Below are 1,182 nucleotides of genomic sequence, written 5' to 3'. Positions count from 1 at the left end.
TGGATTGGCAACACCTATTTGGACGATTCCGGGAGGGACAGCCCCGCCTCCCTGAACTCGACCGGAGACATGTAGCCCAGCGTCGAGTGGATCCTGAAGTTGTTGTACCAGTGCACGTAGTCCGAGAGCTTGGCCCGGAGCTCGCGCGTCGTGCCGAACGTCTCGCGGTGGACGAGCTCGGCCTTCAGTATCCTGTTGGTCGACTCGTCGACGGCGTTGTCGTAGGGGCAGCCCTTGGCCGACAGCGACCTCTCAATGCCGAAGGCCTCGAGCATCAGGTCGATCTCGGCGTTGTCGAACTCGCTGCCGCGGTCCGTGTGGAAGACCTCGATGTCCGAGATGGGGAAGGAGAGCGTCGCGAACGCCGACTTGACCAGCCGGGCGTCCTTCCTGGGCCCGGCGGAGTGGCCGACGATCTCCCTGTTGTAGAGGTCGACGAGCAGGCAGACGTAGTTCCACGAGGCCCCGACGCGCACGTAGGTCAGGTCGCTGCATATATGGGTGCGCGGCGCCCTGCCGCCGAAGCCGCGCGCGACGACGTTGGGCACGTCGGCCTCGTTGACCGCCCCGGGGTGCACCTTGAACCTCTTCCTGCCGTATGCGCTGACCAGGCCGTTCTCCCTCATGATGCGGCAGACCCGGCGCCGGCTGACGGTGACGCCCGACCTCTCGAGCGACGCCTTTATCTTGCGCGAGCCGTACCGGCCCTTGCTGGCGGCGTGGGCCGCGACCACGGCCGGCGCGGCGGGGTCCGGCGCGGCGGGCCGGTCGGCCCGCGAGCGCATGGAGTAGTACGTCGACCTCGCGACGCCGAGGAGCCTGCACTGCGCTGATATGGGGTAGCGGCCCTCGTTGGCCGCTATGGCCCTCACTTTCGAGCGTATATCAGCGCCGCTTGTTTTAAGACGTCGACCTCCATCCGGAGCCTGCGGTTCTCGCGCTCGAGCTCCAGGATCCGGTTCTGCTCGGGCGTGCGGTTGCACGCGGCGCGCGGCGAGCCGGTCGCGTTTATCGACTTGATCCACCTCTCCACGGTGCTCTTGCCGAGGTCGTACTCGTCCATGATCTCGCGCTTGGGCTTGCCGGCGTTGTAGAGGTCGACTATCTGCCTCTTGAACTCGTCGGTGAAATGCCTCGGGTGCCTGGGGTCCCTCATATACGGCCCTCCCGTCTCCTGCGCCC

The 1,182-nt window shown here is 66.4% G+C and carries 1 protein-coding gene; it reads right to left on the bottom strand.

Going from position 1 to position 1,182, the window contains the following annotated elements; genetic code table 11:
* Positions 1–14: 14 nt before the first annotated feature.
* Positions 15–1,156 (bottom strand): IS3 family transposase gene (locus tag ACESUZ_RS10080; protein ID WP_370448105.1). Its coding sequence is split into 2 segments (ribosomal slippage): positions 15–898 and positions 898–1,156, totalling 1,143 coding nucleotides; the frame shifts between segments, so codons are not numbered across the junction.
* Positions 1,157–1,182 lie beyond the last annotated feature (26 nt).

This window comes from Collinsella aerofaciens ATCC 25986, assembly GCF_964239575.1.
Lineage (GTDB): Bacteria > Actinomycetota > Coriobacteriia > Coriobacteriales > Coriobacteriaceae > Collinsella > Collinsella aerofaciens_BQ.
The sequence above is the reverse complement of the archived record's forward strand: the minus strand, read 5'-3'. Positions and strand labels throughout refer to the sequence as shown.